Annotated in this window: 15 protein-coding genes; 7 read left to right on the top strand and 8 right to left on the bottom strand. The window is 58.9% G+C overall.

The window, feature by feature from the left end; translation table 11 throughout:
- Window positions 1-18 precede the first annotated feature (18 nt).
- Complete coding sequence (locus AB7M22_RS13565; RefSeq protein WP_454186678.1) at window positions 19-2,259, bottom strand: molybdopterin cofactor-binding domain-containing protein; 2,241 nt, start codon at window positions 2,257-2,259, stop codon at window positions 19-21.
- A gap of 12 nt (window positions 2,260-2,271) precedes the next feature.
- Complete coding sequence (locus AB7M22_RS13560) at window positions 2,272-2,745, bottom strand: (2Fe-2S)-binding protein (protein ID WP_454186677.1); 474 nt, start codon at window positions 2,743-2,745, stop codon at window positions 2,272-2,274.
- A gap of 377 nt (window positions 2,746-3,122) precedes the next feature.
- On the opposite strand from AB7M22_RS13560, the gene AB7M22_RS13555 reads away from it, so the two are divergent.
- From AB7M22_RS13555 to AB7M22_RS13530, 6 genes are all read left to right on the top strand, one after another.
- Window positions 3,123-3,965 (top strand): SDR family oxidoreductase, encoded by an 843-nt coding sequence (locus tag AB7M22_RS13555; RefSeq protein WP_454186676.1) that lies wholly within the window; start codon window positions 3,123-3,125, stop codon window positions 3,963-3,965.
- 66 nt (window positions 3,966-4,031) lie between these two features.
- Window positions 4,032-4,448 (top strand): ester cyclase, encoded by a 417-nt coding sequence (locus AB7M22_RS13550; RefSeq protein ID WP_454186675.1) that lies wholly within the window; start codon window positions 4,032-4,034, stop codon window positions 4,446-4,448.
- A 208-nt stretch (window positions 4,449-4,656) separates the two neighbouring features.
- A complete protein-coding gene (locus tag AB7M22_RS13545; RefSeq protein WP_454186674.1) occupies window positions 4,657-5,034 on the top strand; it encodes a DUF1330 domain-containing protein in 378 nt (125 codons plus the stop codon).
- Window positions 5,035-5,089: 55 nt separating this feature from the next.
- The gene (locus tag AB7M22_RS13540) at window positions 5,090-6,148 is read left to right on the top strand and encodes an alpha/beta hydrolase family protein (protein WP_454186673.1); all 1,059 of its coding nucleotides are present in this window, start codon (window positions 5,090-5,092) and stop codon (window positions 6,146-6,148) included.
- Window positions 6,149-6,483: 335 nt separating this feature from the next.
- Entirely contained in the window at window positions 6,484-7,578 is a 1,095-nt protein-coding gene (locus AB7M22_RS13535) for an NADH:flavin oxidoreductase/NADH oxidase (protein WP_454186672.1), read from the top strand.
- Window positions 7,579-7,670: 92 nt separating this feature from the next.
- Window positions 7,671-8,582 carry an AraC family transcriptional regulator N-terminal domain-containing protein gene (locus tag AB7M22_RS13530; protein ID WP_454188806.1) on the top strand — a complete coding sequence of 304 codons (912 nt, stop codon included), beginning with the start codon at window positions 7,671-7,673 and terminating at the stop codon, window positions 8,580-8,582.
- A gap of 182 nt (window positions 8,583-8,764) precedes the next feature.
- Here the strand turns inward: AB7M22_RS13530 and AB7M22_RS13525 are convergent, their stop codons facing one another.
- Window positions 8,765-9,979: an MFS transporter gene (locus AB7M22_RS13525; RefSeq protein WP_454186671.1), complete on the bottom strand. Its 1,215-nt coding sequence runs from the start codon at window positions 9,977-9,979 to the stop codon at window positions 8,765-8,767.
- Between the two features lie 85 nt (window positions 9,980-10,064).
- Window positions 10,065-11,036: an alpha/beta hydrolase gene (locus AB7M22_RS13520; protein WP_454188805.1), complete on the bottom strand. Its 972-nt coding sequence runs from the start codon at window positions 11,034-11,036 to the stop codon at window positions 10,065-10,067.
- Between the two features lie 299 nt (window positions 11,037-11,335).
- Between AB7M22_RS13520 and AB7M22_RS13515 the strand changes: the two genes are divergently transcribed.
- Window positions 11,336-12,262 (top strand): AraC family transcriptional regulator, encoded by a 927-nt coding sequence (locus tag AB7M22_RS13515; protein WP_454186670.1) that lies wholly within the window; start codon window positions 11,336-11,338, stop codon window positions 12,260-12,262.
- Window positions 12,263-12,303: 41 nt separating this feature from the next.
- Here AB7M22_RS13515 and AB7M22_RS13510 read toward each other — a convergent pair whose 3' ends face one another.
- Genes AB7M22_RS13510 through AB7M22_RS13495 form a run of 4 tightly spaced genes read right to left on the bottom strand, consistent with a single transcriptional unit; the run spans window position 12,304 to window position 16,276 of the window.
- On the bottom strand, window positions 12,304-13,509 hold the full coding sequence (locus tag AB7M22_RS13510) for an alginate O-acetyltransferase AlgX-related protein (RefSeq protein WP_454186669.1): 1,206 nt from the start codon (window positions 13,507-13,509) through the stop codon (window positions 12,304-12,306).
- Complete coding sequence (locus AB7M22_RS13505; RefSeq protein ID WP_454186668.1) at window positions 13,509-14,918, bottom strand: MBOAT family O-acyltransferase; 1,410 nt, start codon at window positions 14,916-14,918, stop codon at window positions 13,509-13,511. The genes AB7M22_RS13510 and AB7M22_RS13505 overlap by 1 nt, the downstream gene beginning before the upstream one ends.
- Window positions 14,919-14,936: 18 nt before the next feature.
- Window positions 14,937-15,611 (bottom strand): alginate O-acetyltransferase AlgF, encoded by a 675-nt coding sequence (locus tag AB7M22_RS13500; protein ID WP_454186667.1) that lies wholly within the window; start codon window positions 15,609-15,611, stop codon window positions 14,937-14,939.
- Window positions 15,608-16,276, bottom strand: coding sequence for an SGNH/GDSL hydrolase family protein (locus tag AB7M22_RS13495; protein WP_454186666.1), 669 nt, complete (start codon window positions 16,274-16,276; stop codon window positions 15,608-15,610). The genes AB7M22_RS13500 and AB7M22_RS13495 overlap by 4 nt, the downstream gene beginning before the upstream one ends.

Raw genomic sequence — 16,276 nt, 5'->3', positions numbered from 1 at the left:
CCATACCCCCCAGCCCTGTCACGTCAGCTTGAAAGGCAACTCACGCACCGGCTTACCGGTGAGGCGTGCGAGCGCATTCGCAAAGGCGGGGGCCAACGGCGGCAGGCCGGGTTCGCCCATCCCGGTGGGTGGCTCGGCGCTTGGCACGACATGAATGGAAAACTCCGGCATATCGGTGATGCGCGGAACGCTGAAATCAGCAAAATTACTCTGTTGCACGACACCCTCTTTCAAGGTGATGGCTCCGCTCGGCAGGCACATTGACAGCCCCATAAGGGCGGCCCCTTGTACTTGGGCCTCGACACTGCGCGGGTTGACGACGAGGTTGCAGTGGACGCCTGCGGTGACATGGTGCAGTACCGGACGGCCGTTCTGCACCGAGGCTTGCACAACGTATGCGACTACCGAACTGAATGACTCGTGTACCGCAATGCCCCAAGCTCGACCAGCAGGCAGCTCGCGTTTGCCGTACTCGCTCTTGTCCACCGCCAGTTGCAACGCAGCGCGATGACGCGGACTTTTATCGGCAAACAGTTTCATCCTGTAAGCCACTGGATCCTGTTTGGTGGTTCGGGCGATCTCATCGATCAATGTCTCCATCACGAAGGCTGTGTGGGTGGAGCCCACACTACGCCACCACAACACCGGCACGTTGAGTTTTGGGTGATGCACCGTCAGGCGCATTGGCAGTGGGTAGGGATCGCGCATACCTTCCGTTGCCGTGGGGTCTATGCCGTTCTTCACCCGTCCACCGAACATGGTGCCACTGATGATGGACTGTCCTACCACGACGTGATCCCACGCCAGCACCTTGCCGGTATCGTCAAAACCGATATGAGCGCGGTGTAGATGCATAGGGCGGTAATAGCCGCCCTTGATGTCGTCTTCGCGGCTCCACAGCGTGCGCACCGGTACATTCAAACCGGCCGTTCGCGCGGCCTTGGCCACCTCGCATGCCAGCACCACAATGTCGCTGGTGGCTATGCCGCGCCGGCCAAAGCCGCCGCCAGCCGTCTGCACATTAATTTGAATTTGCTCGGGCTTGAGGTTCAGTACACGTGCGGCCGCGGCGCTGTCGGCCCCGGCAAACTGGGTGCCCACCCATAACTCGCAGCGTTCTTCGGACAGTTTGACTGTGCAGTTCAACGGCTCCATTGGCGCATGGGCCAGGTAAGGAAACACGAACTCGGCCTCTAATCGATGCGGTGCTGTTTCCAATGGCGCCATGTCCGCCTCGAATAGCGTTGGACCAGGACGACCCGCGAGCTCCCGGTAGTCGACCAGCTGCTTTTCGCTATCGACTTTCTCAACAGTCGACGTATCCCATTGCAGTTTCAGTGCATCACGCCCTTGTTTGGCTTGCCAGTAACCGTCAGCGATGACGGCCACGCCTTCGGCCCCCCCATCGAGTGGGACGCGCAGCACCGCTTTCACGCCTTTAATGGCACGTGCAGCGCTGTCATCTAAAGACGCAATTTTGGCACCGAATACCGGCGGTCTGGCCACCACGGCAGTTAGCTGTCCCGGCAGTTTCATGTCGATGCCGAAATCCTGCTGGCCACTGCTCTTGGCTTTGGCATCGATGCGGGTGGTGGCATGGCCAATGATTCGGAAGTCTTTGGGGTCTTTGAGCGTGATCGTATCGGGCACGGGCAGCGCCATCGCGGCCTCGGCCAACTCACCATAGCCCGCTTTGCGGCCCGCCGGGCCGAACACCATTCCAGATTGCGTGCTCAGGCTGGCGACATCCACATTCCAGCGCGTGGCCGCCGCGGCGAGCAACATGGCCCTAGCGCGGGCACCCAGTTCGCGGTACTGGGTATAGCTGTTCTTGATCGAGTTGGAACCGCCAGTAAGGTGCATGCCAAAGAGTGGGTCCTGGTAGGCGATGTCGCTTGTACCATTGCGGCTGCGCACGAGATTCCAATCGGCATCAAGCTCTTCTGCGAGGATCATCGGTAGGCCAGTCTGCACGCCCTGGCCGAACTCCAACCGGTTGATGGTTACGGTGACTTCCCCATTGGGCGCTATCTGCACGAATGCCGAGGGTTGCTGACTCGGCTTGAGAGGCGCTGCGCGGTTGTCGCCAGGCTGTTGCGCCAGGGCCAGGTGCGGAAATGCCCCCAGCGCCAGGCCGCCGACACCAAGGATTTTCAGGAAGCTGCGGCGGGGGAGTGTGGTGGGGCCGTCGATCTGGTCGCGCTCGAGCATGTGTTGCAATACGCGGGGGAGCTCGTCCGGGTAGAGGTCGTTGAACATGGCAAGCTCCAGTCAGGCGAGGGCTTTGGCGGCGTCGGCCACCGCCGCGCGGATACGAGCGTAAGTGCCACAGCGGCAGATGTTGCCAGCCATGGCCGAGTCGATCTCGGCTGCCGTGGGCTGCTTGCCCTTGGGTTGGGCCTTGAGGAAAGCCGTCGCGCTCATGATCTGGCCACTCTGGCAATAACCGCATTGCGCGACGTCGTGTTTGACCCATGCCTCGTGTACGGCTGTACCCACCGGGTCACTGCCATTGGTTGCTGCTTCGATGGTGGTGATCTTCCTGCCCTCAGCAGCCACGATAGGCGTGACGCAGGAACGAATGGCCTGGCCATCAAGGTGAACAGTACAAGCGCCGCACAGTGCTGCCCCGCAGCCAAACTTGGTGCCGGTCATGCCCAGCACGTCACGCAGAGTCCAGAGAATCGGGGTGCCTGGGTCTACGTCAACCGTGTAGTCACGGCCATTGATGTTGAGGACGCTCATAGTGGGACAGCTCTCCATGAATGAGTGGGATCCGTGTTCCGGGCGTTTGCCTACTGTAGCGCCATACTTCCTGGATCGATTGCGCGATCCGCTTCAATGATTGCCCAATTTGACGAATGAGCTAAGCGTCACGAGCGCGACCAAGACGCTTGAAACTCTTCAATCGGTGATTGAATCAGGCAATGAAAGAGGTAGATCGGGCAACTCTTTGAGCTATTGGTCGACGCATACTTCAAAACCTGGTGGAGGACCAGGAGATCCGAATCGCTACACTGTCGTTACTTGCGGTTTGTAATCGCCCGTCTGAACTTCTTGCCCCGGCCTTCTTCCACGAAAACCACATCGATAGCGGCACTCGTTAGAAAAGGAACAATCACATGACTGAGAAAAAAGTTTGGTTCATCACCGGTGCAGGCCGTGGACTGGGTGTAGACATCGCCAAAGCGGCGCTCGCTGTCGGCCATGCCGTCGTTGCCACAGGTCGTGATGCCGGCAAAGTGCTGGCGGCAATCGGCGAGCATGAAGACTTGCTGACCCTCAAGCTCGACGTTACCCGTCCCGATGATGCCCAAGACGCGGTCAAGGCCGCCATCGGCAAGTTCGGGCGGATTGACGTACTGGTCAACAACGCGGGTAACTTCTATGCGGGCTTCTTCGAAGAGCTCAGCCCGGAACAGGTGCGCAGCCAGATAGAAACGTTGCTGTTCGGGCCGATGAACGTCGCTCGTGCAGCGTTGCCGGTGATGCGCAAGCAGCGCTCCGGTCTGTTGCTGACCATTTCCTCCACGGCGGGCATCGCTGGCGGCATGTTCTGCACGGCCTATGCGGCGGCGAAGTTCGGCCTCGAAGGCTGGATCGAGTCGCTCGCGCCAGAGATCGCCCCCTTCGGCATTCGCACGATGTTGGTCGAGCCCGGGTTCTTCCGCACAGAACTGCTGACAGCCGATTCCACCACCTACGCGCTCCCCTCCATCAACGACTATGCCCAGCGGACGCGCGAGACCGTCACGGCCTGGAGTGGCATGGACGGCAAGCAGGGCGGTGATCCTGCCAAGCTCGCCGACGCGATTGTGCAGCTTGCAGGGCTCGACGAGCCGCCGGTTCGTTTCGCCGCGGGCGCTGATGCGTTGCAGACCTTCGAAGCCAAGGCCAATACGCTACTGGCACAGGCCGACGCCTATCGTAAATTGTCGTCCTCTCTTGCTCACGATGATGCGTGACTCTCGTCAACATCTCATCCATCGCCGGCCGTTTACAAGCGACTGACATAGAAAGAGGAAACCAACATGCAAACGGGATCAAAAAAGCTTCTGATGAAGCGCTTCACTGATTTCATAAACACCGCGAGCGATGAGTTGGCCGGGGAGCTGATCTCCCCGCAGGCGACGTTTTTCGTTCCGGGGCGTTCTGAGCCTTTGCAGGGGCCGGACGGCTATCAGGAGATCATTGCGATGATGCGCGCAGGCTTTCCGGATATTCAGTGGACGCTTGAAGAACTGATTGTTGAAGGTGACAGGGTGGCCGCGCGCTTTACCATGCGCGGTACGCATCTTGGCAGCTTCCTGGGTGTTCCACCTTCCGGAAAGACTATCGAGGTCAAGGCGGTCAATTTCTATCGGTTCGCCGATGGTCAAATAGTTGAAGAGCATGGTCAGCCTGACCTGCTGGGTCTGCTTCAGCAGATCGGTGCAGTACCGCTATAGGTTCACCGTCGACCTCAGGTGTCCATGCATCCGTAAGCGGACACCTGTTTAGCGTCAATTCGCTGAATCAGACAGTAGAAGCAGCAGAACCGGCAACTCCCTCCTGGCACACCCTCACATACTTTGAAAACCACGATGGCCTCATCGATGACCGATCCGGCTCATCTGGGGTTTCGTTCTGTTATTCAAATTCATGGGAGTTCTTACGATGAAAAAACGGGTCACGGCTTCTGTCGCTGCAATCACGTTCGCGTTTGCCGGTCTCTGTCTGGCGCAGGATCCAACGCCGCACGGCTACATGATCGCCAACTACCAGATCAACGATCAGGCGACCTTCCAACGCTACATGGAAGCCGCAGGTCCGCTGGCACCGAAGTACGGTGGCAAGGTGATTGTTTTCAACCTCAATGCCACGGCTGTTGAAGGACAACCCAAGTCGGTGATGGCCATTGCCGAGTTTCCAAGCCTTGCCGAGGCTCAGCGGTTCTACAACTCGCCGGAGTACACCGCGGCTAAAAAACTACGAATGGCCGCGACTGAAGGCTCCGTCGTGATAACCGAAGGTTATGTGCCTGCACCACAGTAATCCGACGCCAGGTCTTTGCAGTCCCAACCCCTTCAGCAGATGTCCGGAGCCTGATATGGCCAAGCCACTCGATATGCTATTTCCCCCCGCCAACGCGCCTTCGCAAAGCCGTCGCAACATGCTCAAAGTCGGAGCAGCGCTGGCCACACTGCCTGTGATCGCCTCGACACTGTCCTTTGCCCAAGCTGCGGAGCAACAAAACATGACCGTCACCACACAAGACCCATCCGACGCGTTCATTAACGGTCTCGCCGATTTGATGGCGCACTCGACACGTACGCCGATTCTGCGCTGGCCGAACGAATACGGCATGGAGTACGAGGAAATCTTCTTCCCGGCAATGGATGGCGTGACCATTGAAGGCTGGTTCATTCCTGGTAAATCCAACCGTTTGGTGATCTGCAATCATCCGATGCCGTGCAACCGTTATGGTTACCCTGGGCACCTGGCGCCCTGGACCGACTTCGGCGGCTTCGAGGTGAACTTCCTCCCGGAGTACAAGGCCTTGCATGATGCGGGCTACAACATCATTGCCTACGACCTGCGCAATCATGGTCGTAGCGGCATGGGCAGTGGCGGCGTCAACGGTCACGGAGTGCTGGAATACCGCGATGTGGTGGGTTCGCTGCGCTACGCCAAATCCCGACCGGATACAAAAAACATGAAGACGGTGCTGTACAGCCGCTGTCTGGGTGCCAACGCCACCATCGTCGGGATCAAGAAGCACCCGAAAGAATTCAAACACGTCAAAGCGCTGGTGGCGCTGCAGCCGGTAACGCCAAGGGTGTTTGTGGAAACTGCGGTGGAGCGGCAAAAAATTGCTAATGGCGTCGAACGCTTCGATGCCGCGCTGCACCGGCGCACCGGCTACCACCTGGCGGATGTCTGGCCCATGGAATATGCCAAGGCTGTGACCTTGCCGACCTTTGTCGCTCAAGTGCGCAATGACTTCCTGACCAAGCCCGCCAACGTTCAGGAGATCTTCGACACCTTGTCTTCCAAAGACAAAGAGCTGTTCTGGATCGAAGGAACAGACCTTAGATTTCAGGGTTACAACTACTTCGGGCAGCACCCTCAACGGATCCTGGACTGGTTCGACAAGCACATTGCCTGACGGCAATTCATCATTAAGACGTCGGGATGAGGGCACCGACAAGCCACGACTGGAAAATACGAATCGATGACCCTGAGTTACACCGGCAACTGCAAGCGGCGGGTGTTGCTCTGGATGATCGGCCGCACGTCGACTACATCTTTCATCGACTGTAGAGCGGATTCATTGGATTAGGCATTAAGACGGCCTGAATTACTTTGTAATATATGGCTATGGCAAGTCAGCGTTACAAAACCCCGTTGAATCGTGCAAACAAAAGCGTCAATCAGGCAATCGGCTGATGCCGGAGCCGCCTCATACTGTGGCCATTCTGATCAACGAAGCAGGACCGCAAGATGACCTCTCTTTTCACGCCCTATACCCTGAAAGACGTCACTCTGCGTAACCGTATCGTTGCTTCGCCGATGTGTCAGTACCAGGCACGTGACGGGGTGCTGAATGAATGGCATCAGACTCACTATGAAACCCTGGCCAAGGGTGGCGTTGGTCTGGTGATGGTCGAGGCTACGGCCGTCTCACCGAGGGGGCGGATAACCTTGGGTGATGCCGGGCTATGGAGTGACTCACAAATACCTGGTTTTGCATCTGTGGCACATTCCATCAAGGCGGCTGGAGCAGTGGCAGGCATTCAGCTGGGGCATGCTGGACGTAAAGCCGGTTGCACAGCGCCTTGGCAAGGCGGGGCACCCCTGCCGGAATCCGATCCTCATGCCTGGCAGCCGATCGCACCTAGCGCATTGCCCTTTATGCCCGGTACCCCTCATATTCCCGGGGAGATGACACGCGAAGACATTCAGCGCACACAACACGATTTCGCCAGAGCTGCAGTCCGGGCGTTGGAGGCGGGGTTTGAATGGCTGGAGCTGCATTTCGCTCACGGCTTTCTTGGCCAGAGCTTTTTGTCTCGGCACGCTAACCTTCGCACCGACCGCTACGGGGGAGACCTGGAGAACCGGGCGCGGTTCCTGATTGAGACCGTGGCCGCGGTCAAGCGAGTCTGGCCGGCCCATTTACCCCTGGCGGTACGTCTGGGCGTGGTGGAATTTGGTGAGGAGGCTGAGCAGTCTTTGTCCGAGTCGATTCAGGTGCTGGATTGGCTGAAAGGGGCAGGGGTCGATTTTGTCGACGTCTCTCTGGCGCTCTCTACCGCAGGTGAACCCGTGCCTTGGGCACCGAACTTCATGGTGCCTTATGCCGAGAAGGTTCGCGCGAAAGCAGGCCTGCCGGTGGGCACCAGCTGGATGATCACCGATGCCAGGCAAGCGGATGATTTTGTGCGTAATGGGCAGCTCGACCTGGTGTGTTTCGCTCGCAGTTTACTGGCGAATCCGCATTGGCCGTTTCAGGCGGCACGAGCCCTGAGCATTCAGAATCCTTCGGCGGTACTGCCAACCCCTTATGCGTATTGGCTGGAGAACTGGGCCAGTTGAGTTTGCCCTGGCGGTCATGGCAGACATTGCTCGTGTCAGAAATGGTGTCGTTCGAGACCCGCTATAGACCTCGTGTTTTCAAGGAGACCACTGTGCAGCCTGCTACCAAAAGTCACCAAATTGTCAGCGACACAAGTCGTCTCGCCGGCGTCGTCAGCCAGATTGTGCGCAGTGATTGCGACCTGCTCACCGCTGTTCCCGGCCTGAGCCTGCATCGACGCAAATCTGCCACTGCGCCTGTGCACTGTATTTACGGACTGGGCATTGGTGTGACCTTGCAAGGCTGCAAGCAGGTCATGGTGGGGGAGGAGGTGCTTGGTTACGCGCCTGGTCAGTCCATGGTTACCAGCGTTGACCTGCCGGTCATTTCACATGTGACTCAGGCGAGCGGCACACAACCGTTCCTGGGCATGATGCTCACGTTCGACAGCGCCACGGTGATACAGCTCGCCGAGCGCATGCGGTTGTCACAGCGCATGAAGGATGAAGGGTTCCGGCCAATCACCGTACAGGCACTGGACGCCGGGGTGCTTGATGCACTGGGGCGTTTGGTCGGATTACTCAGCGAGCCGGAACTGCTTGAAACACTCGCGCCGCTGATCAAGGAAGAGATCATTGCTCGCCTGTTAAGCGGTGCTCATGGTTCGCAGTTGCTACATGTCGTCGCCGCGGGCTCACCGAGCCAACACATCGCCAAGACACTTGCCTGGCTGAAACTCAACTTTCGCCATGCGCTACGCATGGACGACTTGGCGGCGAATGCCCACATGAGTCCGTCTACCTTTCGCCAGCATTTCCGTGCCGTAACCGGCATGAGTCCGCTGCAGTATCAGAAGCAATTGCGGCTGCAAGCGGCTCGACAGTTGATGCTGAGTCAGAATGTCGACGCGAGCAGTGCGGGAGGGTTGGTGGGCTATGAAAGCTCGTCGCAGTTCAGTCGAGAATACAGCCGCCTGTTCGGAGAGCCGCCGCAGCGGGACATTAAACGCATGCGATTGCTGTAAACAGGTTATAGCTGCGAACTACGCGCACCGGATGGGTATCGCTGACATAGATCGCCAGACGAACTCGACTTGGTCAAGCCGAGTTTTGAAAGCGCCATATCGGCAGATACTGGTTGGCCGGTTTACCATCCTGCTGTCCTCCTGAGGATCTATATCTACGGCTATCTGCACCAAGCGTATGCTCAACCGAAACCACAAGACATGCCTTGGCGCATCTTGTGGCGTTCCCGCGATGCTGCCCGTGCAGCCAGGAAGGCAAGAACGGCTGCCACGCCCAGCAACGTGGCGCTCAACTCAAAGGTCGCTCGATAGCCGCTCAGGTCAAAGACCAGCCCGCCAACGGTTGCGCCAGACGCTATTGCCAGTTGGATGATCGCCACCATTAAGCCGCCTCCCGCTTCAGCGGCGTCTGGCAGCGTTCTGGCCAGCCATGTCCACCATCCCACGGGTGCAGCCGTCGCAACCAGTCCCCAGAGGCCAAGCAAGACAGTCGTGGTGGCCGCTGAGCTACCGAATGCAACAAGTGCCAGTGCAATCACCGCCATCAGGATCGGGATGACGACGAGGGTTCGATGCAGGCCATTTTTCAACAGCGCTTCAATCAGGAGGGTTCCCGCGAAGCCCGCCAGCCCCAGGACAAGTAACATCAGCGACAGCATGGAAACACTGACGTGCGTGACCGTTTCAAGGAACGGGCGCAAATAGGTAAACAGCATGAACTGGCCCATGAAGAAGACGGCGACCGCCACCATGCCTAATGCGACCGGTAGGCTTTTCATCAACCTGAAGACATTGCCAGTGCCTGAACCGCTTTGCGACTTCATCGCTGGAAGACTATTCAGAAGCCAGACAGAGGCGACTACCGCAACCGGGATAACGCACAAGAATGCACCGCGCCAGCCGATCAAGGCGCCGAGAAAACTACCCAATGGCGCGGCAATCACTGTTGCCAAAGCGTTGCCGCCGTTGACGATTGCCATTGCGCGAGTGATCTGGTCATCAGGCACCAGGCGCATGGCGGTCGCCGCGGACAATGACCAGAACCCACCTATCGCCACACCGATCAGCGCGCGGCCGATCATGAACACCCAGTAGTTCGGCGCGAACGCGACCACTGTTCCAGAGAGAATCATAAGCAGTGTCAGTGAAAGGAGCAGCGGTTTGCGGTCAACCCGCGCAGCCACCGATGCGATCAGAAGACTGGTAAACAAGGCAAACAAACCCGAGACGGAGATTCCCTGGCCGGCTTGTCCCTCGGTGACGTGTAGATCTGCGGCAATCGGTGTCAGAAGGCTGACGGGCATGAACTCCGATGCCACCAGCACGAAGGCGGCGAGCGACATGGCGAACACGGCGCCCCATGATTTATGAGGCACCGGGAGGAGGTGATCAGTCATTGTTTAAATCCTGTATTGCGCGAAGCGTTGCAGCCTCGGGAACGAGGCTACGAGAGAACCGGTGCCCGGCAAGGGCACGATCAGGCTACTTCAGGTTGCTTTTGAAGAACGTAGTCAACTTGGCGAATGGAATGAGGTTGACCCGGTCGTAAAGATCCACGTGTCCGGCATCTGGAATGATGAGCAGCTCTTTAGGCTCGGCGGCTCGCTTGTAGGCATCCTCACTGAACTCGCGTGAGTGTGCCTGGGCGCCGGCAATGAGCAGCAGTGGGCGCGGTGAGATGCTCTCGATGTCATTGAACGGATAAAAGTTCATGAACTTCACGTTGCTGGTCTGCGTCGGCATGGTGGTCGTCTGCGCCGATGCTCCAGCCGGCGTGACTTCGCCTCGTGGCGTGCGATAGAAATCGAAGAACTCGTCGCCCACGGCATTGCCGGTCAGTTTGAGCGGCGTGCCGCCGGTGTAGCGGGTTTCACCGCCCTGGAACTCTGCATAGCGCTGCAGGCTCGCTTCGCGAATGATCTGCTGGCGTTGTTCGGCCGTTACGCCGTGCTTGAGGCCATTTCGATTGGCCGCGCCCATGTCGTACATGCTAACGGTGGCGATGGCTTTCAGACGCGCATCAATCTTGGCGGCACTGATAGCGAAGCTGCCACTTCCGCAGATGCCCAGGACGCCGATTCGCTCACGGTCGACAATCGGTCGAGTGCCGAGAAAGTCCACAGCGGCACTGAAGTCTTCCGCGTAGATATCTGGCGAGACTGCATGGCGAGGCGTGCCCTCGCTTTCGCCCCAGAAGGACAAATCCAGAGACAGCGTGACAAATCCTTGTTCGGCCATTTTAGTGGCGTACAAGTTGGCACTCTGCTCCTTCACCGCCCCCATGGGGTGGCCGACGATGATGGCGGCGTTCCTGGATTTGGGGCCGAGGTCTTTCGGGGTGAACAGGTTGCCCGCCACCTTCATACCGTATTGATTTTTGAAGGTGACCTTTTCAATGGTCACTTTCTCGCTTTTATAAAAATTGTCCGCGCCGTTTGACATATCGGCTCCCATTGAAGAAAAAGAGGTAACGAGAAGCCCCAGGGCAAGAAAAATTCCTTTCACCGGATATTCCTTTCGATTGAGTTGCAGTTTGCTGGAGTGTTTTGACCCAGGCGCTTAATCAGCCAATGTGGCGTTGTCGTCATGGGAAATTCCTAGATGGATGTATCGGATGAACATTCTCCGGCGCGACCCAGACTCTCTGTAGTGCATTGCGCTGGATTACTTGCCTGATTCTATGAGTCTCTGTTTTTTTGCAGGACGGTCGTGAACTGGCGAGTTAGAGTTCAGCGAAGAGGTACAAGACGAACATGACGATCAAACACGACACCGCGCCGCAACAGACATCGCCGCAAGAAACGCTTGCACAGATCATCGGCGCGCAGATTCCGAAACCAGGTGATTACGGAGCGCCCATTGCGGGCCTCGGCTTTTTCAGGCGCGAACATCCATCGCCGCCCGTCGTCTGCATGGTCGAGCCAAGCATCATTCTCGTCGCCCGGGGTGAGAAACAGCTCTGGGTAGGTGGCGAGGGTTATCCGTATGACACGTCGCGTTTTCTGATCACCTCATTGGACTTGCCTGCCAATTCAGAGGTGCTAGCGGCAAGCCCGGAACGGCCATGCCTGGGGCTGACTTTGAAACTCGATCTGCGCATGCTGGCTGAGCTGATAGCGCAAAGTGGCCTGCCGCCAACCCGCGATCGTTCAGTTGCGAAGGGGGTAGGAATTGGTTCAGTGACCCCGGCAATGCTGGCGTCATTCGAGCGCTTGTTGGCACTGCTCGATGAGCCGGAATCCATTCCTGTTCTCGCCCCCTTGATCCAGCGCGAGATTCACTACCGCCTCTTGCAGAGTGATCAGGCGAGCCGGCTTCGACAAATAACTTCTGTCGATGGCCAAGGTTATCGGATCGCCAAAGCCATCGATTGGTTGAAGTTGAATTACACCTCGGCGCTTCGCGTCGATGAACTTGCGGCCCGAGTGCAGATGAGCACTCCGACCTTTCACCACCACTTCCGCCAACTCACCGCAATGAGCCCCTTGCAGTACCAGAAATGGCTGCGACTGAACGAGGCGAGGCGATTGATGCTCAATGAACACCAGGACGTATCCAGTGCGGCTTACAAGGTTGGATATGAAAGCCCGTCCCAGTTCAGTCGCGAATACAGCCGTCTGTTTGGCGTACCTCCCAAGCGAGACATAGCGGCGTTGCGAGGGCAGGGCCAGATTTCATAACGAGACCCCCTTGAGGCCCAATGGGTACATTTTCCAGTACATCAATCGGGTGCTTGGCAGATCGTTTTTTTCGTGCGGTCAGCTCCACCCGAAACCGTACACGAGCGATAGGCAATGGGGTCGATGTAAGCCGACTGCAGGTCCCGCTCCGGGATCTCCCAAATGATTTGCCTGGGTGGCGTGTCCTTGAAGGCCGGGTTGTTGAGGTAGCTGTTTGCAGCGCCAGAGAACGCTCCGCCGTCTTTGGCGAAGTTACCCACGGGGGCGCCCAGTGCCTGCTGCAGAAACCCTGCGAAGTTGGAGTTGCGCGAGAATGAGGTGCCGATGAGCGCGGTGTTGGGGAGATCGGCATCGCCAAAGAGGTCTGCCTCAGTATCAGGGCTGTCGGCTGACGCAACGGGACGTTCGTGGGTGTTGGTTTGGGCGACCATTTCGGGTGCGGGTTGCCATTTGAGCGGCAGCCAGTCGATGCCCGCCAGATGGACCAGATCGCCGGGTCGCACCGCGAGCGGGGCATGACTTTCGTTGAACGACCTGCGTGGCGTTGCGCTGATGCCCAGGGTCTTCAGGCGCTGGGTGATGGCATCGGCCGCCGCCTTCGCGCCGGATTCGCTCCAGTGCGTATCGGTGCGCAACCAGGCACTGGCCCCCAGTGGCGTCAGCGCACCGGTGAGGTCCAGATTCGACACGCCACCCACCTCCAGCTTCGCGGTCCAGGCCTGGATGCGCCCTTCGAGAGCGGTTGGGCGGTGCAGTGCGCAACGCTGCCCGGAAGCGATGCGGCTCTTGTCTGGAACGATGACCACCAGCAGGCTGATGTCACGTTGGGAGAGCTGCTGCTTCAGATCAATCACTGCCTGGACTTTGGCATCGGCATTGCGCTGCGCTTGATCATTGACCTTGAGCTCATCGGCCAAAAACAACCAGTCAGGACAACCCGAACGAACCCTCGGCCCGGTGTCACCGAGGAGCAGCCAACTGGCACCGCGCTCCAGCTCGGCGAAGGTCGTGGGGAGTTGAGCGTTCGACAGTTCCTTGGCGATCCGATGAGTGATATCGCCGTCAAGAATCTGCGGGGTCAGCACTTTATCGGGTAACAGCGAGATCTGCCCTGAAACGATCAGGCGGCCAGAGGACAGCAGCCCGACGAACAGGAATATCAGCAGCGCCACGCCTGCCAACCGACTGCTGCGTGTCGCCAGATCATCTGGCGGAGTGGGGGGCGGGGTGTGCTTTAGGTTCGTCATCAGAATTGGAAGTACAGGAAGGGTACGGTTTCGCGACTGGCGATCAGTGCGAACGACAGCATTAAACCGGCGATGGGCCAAAGGGCGGCGGTGTAAAACGCAATGCCGGCCAGTTGTTTCTCATAGTAAGGGCGCAGCAGCGGTGCGACGATTCCGAACACACCCAGCAAGCCCGCAAGGCCGTGTACCGGGCGCAGGGTCGCGGACAGTTCATCACCGAGGGCGATGCCCTGCAGGCCGAACTGCCCGGCATACAGGCTCAGCGCGCTGTGAAAGTCGGGGGCGCGGAACAGTGTCCAGGCGAGGCAGACGAACAGCAGTGTCAGCCCATGGGAAAGCACCGGCGGTAACGGGGGCAGGGTAGCGCTGTTCCAGGCACGATTCACACACAACGCAATGCCATGGGCGCTGCCCCACAGCAGATAATTCCAGCTATCGCCCCCGTGCCAGAGGCCGGCGATGGCCATGATCAGGAACAGGTTGCGATAGGTTTTCCAGGTGCCGTTGCGATTGCCACCCAACGAAATATACAAGTAGTCACGTAACCAGCTGGACAGCGACAGGTGCCAACGACGCCAGAAGTCCTGGATGCTGTTGGCCAGATACGGACGGTCGAAATTCTCGGGAAAGTGAAAACCCAGCATCAGCCCAAGCCCAATCGCCATGGCGCTGTAGCCGGCGAAGTCGAAGAACAGTTGCAGGGAATAGGCAAGGCAGCCAACCCAGGCGTCGGAGAAGCTGGGGTTTGGCAAACTGAACGCTACATCGACCACCGGCGACAGGGTGTCGGCCACCAGCACCTTCATGCTCATCCCGACCATGAACCGGCGTGCGCCCAGGGAGAAATTCTGCAGGTTGAAGTGACGCTGATTCAGCTCACGCCGAACCCAGTCATAGCGAATGATGGGGCCGGCGACCGAGTGGCCGAACATCGAGATATAGGTGGCGTAATTGATGAAGCTGCGTTCGACCGGCACGGTGCGGCGGTGTACATCCACCAGATAGGAAATCGCCTGCAATACGATAAACGATAGCCCGGCCGGCATGATGACCCGCTGCCAGTCCAGCGGCATGGCGCCATACCAGGTGACGGCATCGATCAACGTGCCGGCGACGATGTTGGCGTACTTGTACCAGCACAACACCGCCGTGTTGAGCACGATCAGCATCACCAGTAGCCGCACGCGGCCCTTGTCTTTTTCCCGCAAGGCGTCAATCAGCAAGCCGCCGGCCCACGCCGTGATCGTCAGCATCACATGCACTGCGAGGAACCGGGGGCTCAACCAGCCATAGAACAGCCAGCTGCCGATCAGTAGCGTGACGTTGCGCCAGGCGGCTGGGCACACTGCATAAGTGCACAAGAACAGCGGCAGGAACAACGTCAGAAACTCGAGAGAGGCAAAAACCATGGTGGTGGCGCGATCCGATCAGTGGGCCAGGACGTCAGTCGCGAGCAACAGGTGCGGACCCTTTGCGCCTGGTAGCAGCACAACGCTGTAGCGCTCGCCGGCCTTGAGCTGGCCCAGGTCAAGCGGGGCACCGACGTTGGTTTGGGCACAGACCAATTGAACCGACAGGCTGACCGGGTTGATCGCGCGACGTTGCACGCTGCCGTCAGCCACCTCCTTGAACAGGTCGGCGTTCTTCCCCGCAGCGCGCAAACCGGCCTGGGTGCACGCTGGATCGGCGCTGATAAACGCCAGCGAGGCTCTCAGGCTATTGAAGTCGTCGGGTTGCTCACGGATGACGACCTGGCGGATACCTTGAGCGCTGTCTGGCAAAGCGATCACGCTGGCGAATTCACCTGCTGCCACCTGGATGTCCAGCGGCTGGCTTTTGCCGTTGCGTTCCAAGGTGCCCTTGATCGGCTGGTTGGCGGGCACAGGCAGGTAGTCGGACACCGCATTCGAACCCTCGAGTCTGAGGCTGGCCCGCGAGCCTTCGGCCAGCAGCTGCAAGGGGCGGTCGGCGGCGTTGATAAAGCGCAGGAAGGCCGAGTCCTGATCCGGGCCCGTCGGGTACAGGGCAATGTCGGCGGCTTGGGCGTGCAGGCTCAGCATCAAGGGCGCGAACAGCGCCCAGCCACATGCGGATCGGGTCATTTACCGGCTCCTGTGCTGCTGACGGTGTTGGCGGGCAGTTTGGCCAACGCACCGCCAATCGCAGTGCCCCATGCTTGATAACCGGCGACGGTGAAGTGTTGCCCATCGGTGGTGATCCACTGCCCGGGTTTGGAGAGCGTCAGCGAATCGATGTAGGTGCAAGGCGCCACGTTCGCGGCCAAAAACTGCGACATCAACTGGGTGCGGGCATCATTCTTCTGGTACATGCCACCGGCTTTGCCCCAGGCCGGGCCCACCCAGGCGCAACGGGTCCCGGTGGCCGCAATGGCCTTGGCCAGGCCGGTGACGCTTTGCCATGCCCAGGCCTTTGGAAACACTGGCTTGTCATAGGACGCCATGGTGTCGCCGATGACCAGCACCACCAGGTCGGGTTTGTCGGCGGCGATCAGGTCCTGGATCGGTGTGGTGGTTGCCTCGCGCCCTTTGATCACGATCTTGCCGTTACCTTTGCGCTCGGCGCCGCAGTCGACCTTTTTGCTGATCAGCCAATCGCCGGCGCTGGCACCGCAGGCACCGATGGAATGAACCTGGGCGCCTTGGCGAGTCAGGTTGTCGTGCAGCGGCTCCAGCAAATGGTCCGCGAGGCTCATATGGCTCTCCCCAAGAACAAGGAGAGTCAGGCCGGCAAGGGCAGAAGTGGGCAT

The organism is Pseudomonas sp. ADAK2 TE3594 (assembly GCF_053628675.1).
This window is presented reverse-complemented; position numbering and strand designations above follow the sequence as displayed.

Bases quoted from the DNA above. Each gene is read 5' to 3' on its own strand.
- AB7M22_RS13560 (WP_454186677.1), bottom strand. From the start codon at position 2,745: ATGAGCGTCCTCAACATCAATGGCCGTGACTACACGGTTGACGTAGAC.
- AB7M22_RS13535 (WP_454186672.1), top strand. From the start codon at position 6,484: ATGACCTCTCTTTTCACGCCCTATACCCTGAAAGACGTCACTCTGCGT.
- AB7M22_RS13565 (WP_454186678.1), bottom strand. From the start codon at position 2,259: ATGTTCAACGACCTCTACCCGGACGAGCTCCCCCGCGTATTGCAACAC.
- AB7M22_RS13540 (WP_454186673.1), top strand. From the start codon at position 5,090: ATGGCCAAGCCACTCGATATGCTATTTCCCCCCGCCAACGCGCCTTCG.
- AB7M22_RS13500 (WP_454186667.1), bottom strand. From the start codon at position 15,611: ATGACCCGATCCGCATGTGGCTGGGCGCTGTTCGCGCCCTTGATGCTG.
- AB7M22_RS13495 (WP_454186666.1), bottom strand. From the start codon at position 16,276: ATGCCCACTTCTGCCCTTGCCGGCCTGACTCTCCTTGTTCTTGGGGAG.
- AB7M22_RS13525 (WP_454186671.1), bottom strand. From the start codon at position 9,979: ATGACTGATCACCTCCTCCCGGTGCCTCATAAATCATGGGGCGCCGTG.
- AB7M22_RS13555 (WP_454186676.1), top strand. From the start codon at position 3,123: ATGACTGAGAAAAAAGTTTGGTTCATCACCGGTGCAGGCCGTGGACTG.
- AB7M22_RS13505 (WP_454186668.1), bottom strand. From the start codon at position 14,918: ATGGTTTTTGCCTCTCTCGAGTTTCTGACGTTGTTCCTGCCGCTGTTC.
- AB7M22_RS13520 (WP_454188805.1), bottom strand. From the start codon at position 11,036: ATGGGAGCCGATATGTCAAACGGCGCGGACAATTTTTATAAAAGCGAG.
- AB7M22_RS13550 (WP_454186675.1), top strand. From the start codon at position 4,032: ATGCAAACGGGATCAAAAAAGCTTCTGATGAAGCGCTTCACTGATTTC.
- AB7M22_RS13515 (WP_454186670.1), top strand. From the start codon at position 11,336: ATGACGATCAAACACGACACCGCGCCGCAACAGACATCGCCGCAAGAA.
- AB7M22_RS13510 (WP_454186669.1), bottom strand. From the start codon at position 13,509: ATGACGAACCTAAAGCACACCCCGCCCCCCACTCCGCCAGATGATCTG.
- AB7M22_RS13545 (WP_454186674.1), top strand. From the start codon at position 4,657: ATGAAAAAACGGGTCACGGCTTCTGTCGCTGCAATCACGTTCGCGTTT.